Source organism: Bradyrhizobium sp. 149, from assembly GCF_023073915.1.
GTDB lineage: Bacteria > Pseudomonadota > Alphaproteobacteria > Rhizobiales > Xanthobacteraceae > Bradyrhizobium.
This window is the reverse complement of the sequence record NZ_JADPKK010000018.1, coordinates 1-3,209: the sequence shown is the minus strand read 5'-3', so window position 1 is coordinate 3,209 and position 3,209 is coordinate 1. Positions and strand designations below refer to the sequence as shown.

Annotated in this window: 2 protein-coding genes; both read left to right on the top strand. The window is 66.2% G+C overall.

The features are described from left to right. A partial coding sequence (locus tag IVA88_RS11485; RefSeq protein ID WP_247497401.1) for a hybrid sensor histidine kinase/response regulator occupies positions 1–2,741 on the top strand: 2,741 nt, incomplete at its 5' end. A gap of 21 nt (positions 2,742–2,762) precedes the next feature. Next, positions 2,763–3,209: chemotaxis protein CheW (locus IVA88_RS11480; RefSeq protein WP_247497400.1), on the top strand; the 447-nt coding region annotated here is incomplete at its 3' end.

The window sequence follows — 3,209 nt, the reverse complement described above, 5'->3', positions numbered from 1 at the left end:
TGGTGAAGTTCGAGCAGGAGCCGAACAACGCCAAGATCCTGGATAACATCTTCCGCCTGGTCCACACCATCAAGGGCACCTGCGGCTTCCTGGGATTGCCGCGCCTGGAAGCGCTGGCGCATGCCGGCGAGACGCTGATGGGCAAATTCCGTGACGGCATGCCGGTGACCGGGCAGGCGGTGACGGTGATCCTGTCCTCGATCGACCGCATCAAGGAAATTCTGGCCGGGCTGGAGGCGACCGAAGCCGAGCCCGAGGGCACCGACCGCGACCTCATCGACAAGCTGGAGGCGATGGTCGTGCAGGGCATGGCGGCTATGGCTGCTGGAAGCGCCGCCGCTGCTTCCATTGCCGAAGCGCCGCCGCTGGTGCCGGAAGCGCCGGTGGAAGCTGCGCCCGCCAAAGACATCACCTCCGGCGCGCTGGCCGACCAGACCCTGGAACGACCGCTGCGTCCGGGCGAAGTCTCGCTCGACGAGCTCGAGCGCGCCTTCCGCGAAACCGCGATCGAAGCGCCGATCCCCGCGCCCGTTGCCAAGGCTGAAGTAAAGGCCGAACCGGCGCCGGCCGCGGAAGCGCCGGTGCCTGTCAAGGAAGCTGCCAAGGAGACCAAGGCGGCCAAGGAAAAGCCCGCGCCGAAGAAGTCGATCGCCGACGAGGGCGCCGCCGAGGGCGACCGCGTCGCCAACCAGTCGATCCGCGTCAACGTGGATACGCTGGAGCATCTGATGACCATGGTCTCCGAGCTGGTGCTGACCCGCAACCAGCTTTTGGAGATCTCCCGCCGCAACGAGGACACCGAGTTCAAGGTGCCGTTGCAGCGGCTGTCCAACGTCACCGCCGAGCTGCAGGAAGGCGTCATGAAGACGCGGATGCAGCCGATCGGCAATGCCTGGCAGAAGCTGCCCCGCATCGTTCGCGACCTCTCAAGCGAACTCGGCAAGCAGATCGAGCTGGAGATGCACGGCGCCGACACCGAGCTCGACCGCCAGGTGCTCGACCTGATCAAGGACCCGCTCACCCACATGGTGCGCAACTCCGCCGACCATGGCCTGGAGACCCCCGCCGAGCGTCTCGCCGGCGGCAAGGGCGAGCAGGGCACCATCCGCCTGTCCGCCTATCACGAGGGCGGCCACATCATCATCTGCATCGCCGACAACGGCCGGGGCCTGAACACCGACAAGATCAAGGCCAAGGCGATCTCCTCGGGTCTCGTCACCGAGGCCGAGCTCGAGAAGATGAGCGAAGCCCAGATCCACAAGTTCATCTTCGCGCCGGGCTTCTCGACCGCGGCCGCCATCACCTCGGTGTCGGGACGCGGCGTCGGCATGGACGTGGTGCGCACCAATATCGACCAGATCGGCGGCACCATCGACATCAAGTCGGTCGCCGGTGAAGGCTCCTCCGTCACCATCAAGATCCCGCTGACGCTGGCCATCGTCTCCGCGCTGATCGTGGAAGCTGCCGGCGACCGTTTTGCGATCCCGCAGCTCTCCGTGGTCGAGCTGGTGCGTGCCCGCGCCAACTCAGAGCACCGCATCGAGCGCATCAAGGACACCGCGGTTCTCAGGCTGCGCAACAAGCTGTTGCCGCTGATCCACCTCAAGAAGCTGCTCAAGATCGACGACGGCGCGGTCTCCGATCCCGAGAACGGCTTCATCGTGGTAACGCAGGTCGGCAGCCAGACCTTTGGCATCGTCGTCGACGGCGTGTTCCACACCGAAGAAATCGTGGTCAAGCCGATGTCGACGAAACTGCGTCACATCGACATGTTCTCGGGCAATACCATCCTGGGCGATGGCGCCGTCATCATGATCATCGACCCCAACGGCATTGCCAAGGCGCTCGGCGCCGCCGGCTCCTCGGCCCATGACATGGCCAACGAGAACGGGACCCACAGCATCGGAAGCGGCGAGCAGACCACCTCGCTCCTCGTCTTCCGCGCCGGCTCCAGCCAGCCCAAGGCGGTCCCGCTCGGGCTCGTCACGCGCCTGGAAGAGCTGCCGGCCGACAAGATCGAGTTCTCGAACGGCCGCTACATGGTGCAGTACCGCGAGCAGCTGATGCCGCTCGTCGCCATGGAGAGCGTCACCATCGCGAGCCAGGGCGCCCAGCCGATCCTGGTGTTCTCCGATGACGGCCGCTCCATGGGCCTCGTCGTCGACGAGATCATCGACATCGTCGAGGAACGGCTCAACATCGAGGTCGGCGGATCCTGCTCCGGCATTCTCGGTTCGGCCGTGATCAAGGGCCAGGCCACCGAGGTGATCGATGTCGGCCACTTCCTGCCGATGGCGTTCGCCGACTGGTTCACCCGCAAGGAGATGAAGCCGTCGATGCACTCGCAGTCGGTGCTGCTGGTCGACGACAGTGCGTTCTTCCGCAACATGCTGGCCCCGGTGCTGAAAGCCGCCGGCTACCGCGTCCGCACCGCGCCGACCGCGCAGGAGGGCCTCGCGGCTCTGCGCGCGCAGACCTTCGACGTGGTCCTGACCGACATCGAGATGCCCGACATGAACGGGTTCGAGTTTGCCGAGACCATCCGCTCCGACAGCAATCTGGGCGCGATGCCGATCATCGGCCTCTCCGCGCTGGTGTCGCCGGCGGCGATCGAGCGCGGCCGTCAGGCCGGCTTCCACGACTATGTCGCCAAATTCGACCGTCCCGGTCTGATCGCGGCGCTGAAGGAACAGACCGCGGGCGCTGCCGGTGCCTCCGAGCTGAGCCGGGCAGCAGCTTAAACGGGACGAGGAGATACCGAGATGACCAAGAAGACCCAGTCCGGCGAAGGCGCCATGGTCGAATACGTCACCGCGATGATCGGCGGCCAGCTGTTCGGCCTGCCGATCTCCCGGGTCCAGGACGTGTTCATGCCCGAGCGCGTCACCCGCGTGCCCCTGTCCTCGCGCGAGATCGCGGGCGTGCTGAACCTGCGCGGCCGCATCGTCACCGTGGTCGACATGCGCGCCCGGCTCGGCCTGCCCAAGCCCGAGGACGGCAAGACCGCGATGGCGGTCGGCGTCGACCTGCGCGGTGAATCCTACGGCCTGCTGATCGACCAGATCGGCGAAGTGCTGCGGCTTGCCGAGGACAACATGGAAGAAAACCCCGTCAACCTCGACCCCCGCATGGCCAAGCTCGCCGGCGGCGTCCACCGTCTCGACGGCCAGCTCATGGTCGTCCTCGACGTCGATCGCGTCCTCGAGCTC